Source organism: Alicyclobacillus suci (assembly GCF_017329615.1).
GTDB lineage: Bacteria > Bacillota > Bacilli > Alicyclobacillales > Alicyclobacillaceae > Alicyclobacillus > Alicyclobacillus suci.
In genome coordinates, this window is sequence record NZ_JAFMTW010000106.1 from 1 (window position 1) to 2,295 (window position 2,295).

Annotated in this window: 2 protein-coding genes and 1 pseudogene; all 3 read right to left on the minus strand. The window is 42.7% G+C overall.

The annotated features are described in order from the left end of the window. Positions 1-218: 218 nt before the first annotated feature. Positions 219-907: pseudogene (locus J3482_RS22220) on the minus strand (transposase); the annotation flags it as partial. A 243-nt stretch (positions 908-1,150) separates the two neighbouring features. Beyond that, entirely contained in the window at positions 1,151-1,720 is a 570-nt protein-coding gene (locus tag J3482_RS19860) for a hypothetical protein (RefSeq protein ID WP_206923046.1), read from the minus strand. 220 nt (positions 1,721-1,940) lie between these two features. Further along, positions 1,941-2,084, minus strand: a complete 144-nt coding sequence (locus J3482_RS22000; RefSeq protein WP_206923047.1) for an RNA polymerase sigma factor — start codon at positions 2,082-2,084, stop codon at positions 1,941-1,943. Between the last annotated feature and the right edge of the window lie 211 nt (positions 2,085-2,295).

Below are 2,295 nucleotides of genomic sequence, written 5' to 3' on the forward strand. Positions count from 1 at the left end.
TTTGGTCACTTGAAATCTTCTCGATTTTTGGGGGTGAAGTCCTTTTTTATGCTCTGTTAACCCTTGTCATACAAGGCTTTATAAATCTGCAAAACGCTCATTTAAAATTCGGTAAATTGAGACGAAGAAGGATGCACTGAATAAGACCGCGCCATATGCTGAATTTTCAATTCAGCGTTGCGGTTTGGAAATTGGAAAATCCGGTTGGCGAGGTGAAGCTATTCCCTCCGTTCCGGTGGTGTGTACAGTTGGTTGATGGTCAGTAGTGTGAACACCAAGCGTACCAGTTTTCGTGCAGTCAGGACGAGTGCTCTTTTGTGCTTGTGTTTCAATGCTTCATCGTACTTCTTTCGGTAAAACGCTGCGTATTCCGAGTCATATCTGCGAACCTTATCTGTAGCTTGAATCAGGTAATACCGCAGATATTTGTTGCCGGTTCGTATACGCGAAGTTTCGTCGGCCTCGTATTCACCAGATTGGTATTGGTTCCAAACGAGTCCCAAGTACTTGGCGAGAGCGCTGTGGTTTTAAATCGCCCAATGTCGCCAAGGAGATCTGCGGCATAAACCGGACCAATGCCTTGTACGCTCTCAAGCGTATTGGGAATGGTTTTCATCAGTTTCGCAATCGCCTTATCGAGCTTTTTCACCTTGGACTCCATGTGCTGAATGACACTGAGCGTAACCGAGAGTGAGAGATTGACAGAGTACTTCATCACCTTGTCCAAGCGAAGCGAGTTTCGAGCGACCTTTTGCAGTTCTTTGGCGGTCTCTTCGGGGTTCTCGAATCGGTTGTTGCTCTTGTCGACCAAGAAATCGATGAGCTCTTGCAGCGGCATCTGGACGATTTGTTCAGGTTCCAATTCTTGAATCACAGCGAGGGATGTTGCGTTTGGACTCTTAGAAAATAAGTAATATTTTCCTGATGTAAAGTGAAAGCCGAAGATACAAGAAATCCCTGGCCGAGAGAGGTGTTGTCATTCCATCACAATCCTACAAACAAAGCAGCCATGTTAGGTTGACAAGAATGGCCAACAAAAAAAGCACAGAATCAAGGAAAGCTTAATTCTGTGCTTTTTTACAGAAGTTCCACCTTGAATAAACAGGAGTTATTTGTATTTTATACTATTGAATCCAATACTGTTTAGGTTTTATTTAGCGATTTCGTAAATATTCCAGACGTAACGATTGCCCAACTCGAATAGATAAATATTATATTTTTGAGAACCGTTAACCCCTTTAATGTCAAGGGAAACTAGAGCAGTTTTCGGACTTGAACAAGTTTGTTTGTTAACCAGTGTATATGCCACAGTTTTATCACCGATTGTTGCCGAAAGTGCCGTAGACGATTTCTCTGACCAAGAAGCTGATAGGAATTCATGCGGTAATAGATTGGTCGTGTATACTTGCGCAGACTGTAAAGGATCGGTTCTCCAAGGACTATGGGCGAGTGCATCATTCAAGCTTTTTTGATAAGGAATTGTTTCATTTACAATTTTACCTTGTTCGTAAAATTGTATTGTTTTGTCATTTACGTGTTCCTTATAATCTTGAAAACTATAGATTGTATCGCGTGATTGGTTCAATTGGGTACCATTGGATGCTGTTGTTGTAACATGTTGCGTGGGGGACTGTTCCGTAGAGTGATTGTGTACTTCATAACCGAGTCCTCCTGCAAAGACTGCCAACGCCGCTACTACAGCTGCGATATTTGTAAACATTGTGGTTAATCCCCTCCGTATCTTTTAATTGAGAAAGTGCATTCTCAATTTCCAGATTCATTTCGTCCGTCGCTTGAGCCGCAACCTCTGGTATTTCAGACGGAAATATAAGCCTTGCTTCTGTCCGCTTTCTCCGAAAGACATCAAACATATAATTTCTAGCAATGGATGTAAGCCATGTTCGGGGACTTGAGGCTTCCCGATAATTACTCCAGGAACGTTAGGCTCTCAAAAACACCTCTTGAACCACATCGTACGCATCGTTTGCATCTCCGAGCGTCAACCGTGCGTACCGATATATATCGTTCGAATACAGCTCATAAAGTGAACGAATTGATTCGTGAGATGTCGGTTGATTGTTCATGTTATCGTAATCACCTCGCTTATGCACTTCATTAGACGTATGGATCGCGTTTTTTGTTGCAGTTAATCCATGCTTAGCCCTTTTCCATTTGTAAACGCTTTGGAGTAGAGTCGTTAGAGTCTCAGGTAGTGGTGTAAATTCCACGGCTAGATCTTGACGAAAAAGCCATCGAGTGCAATCTACTAAAAGTGTCCAGCAAATAGTAGAGGGA

Coding starts and splice junctions, on each gene's coding strand:
- J3482_RS19860 (WP_206923046.1), bottom strand. CDS start 1,720: ATGTTTACAAATATCGCAGCTGTAGTAGCGGCGTTGGCAGTCTTTGCA.
- J3482_RS22000 (WP_206923047.1), bottom strand. CDS start 2,084: ATGAACAATCAACCGACATCTCACGAATCAATTCGTTCACTTTATGAG.